Genomic DNA, 242 nt, shown 5'->3' with positions numbered 1-242 from the left:
GAGAACGCGAATGAACGCCGAAACCCTTGCCTCCAAGGTCTGGAACTTCTGCCATACCCTGCGCGATGACGGCGTGGGCTATGGTGATTACCTGGAGCAGCTGACCTACCTGATCTTCCTGAAGATGGCCCATGAGTACAGCCAGCCGCCCTACCGCCGGGAAGTGGGCGTGCCCCCGGGGTATGGCTGGCCTTCGCTGACCTCGCGCAAGGGAGCCGAGCTGGAGGCTCACTATATCGATC

At 61.6% G+C, this 242-nt stretch carries 1 protein-coding gene; it reads left to right on the top strand.

Translation table 11 applies throughout. The annotated features are described in order from the left end of the window. Positions 1–10: 10 nt before the first annotated feature. A partial coding sequence (locus H2O73_RS21375) for a type I restriction-modification system subunit M N-terminal domain-containing protein (RefSeq protein WP_182110832.1) occupies positions 11–242 on the top strand: 232 nt, incomplete at its 3' end.

Source organism: Vibrio marinisediminis, from assembly GCF_014050145.1.
Lineage (GTDB): Bacteria > Pseudomonadota > Gammaproteobacteria > Enterobacterales > Vibrionaceae > Vibrio > Vibrio marinisediminis.
The sequence above is the reverse complement of the archived record's forward strand: the minus strand, read 5'-3'. Positions and strand labels throughout refer to the sequence as shown.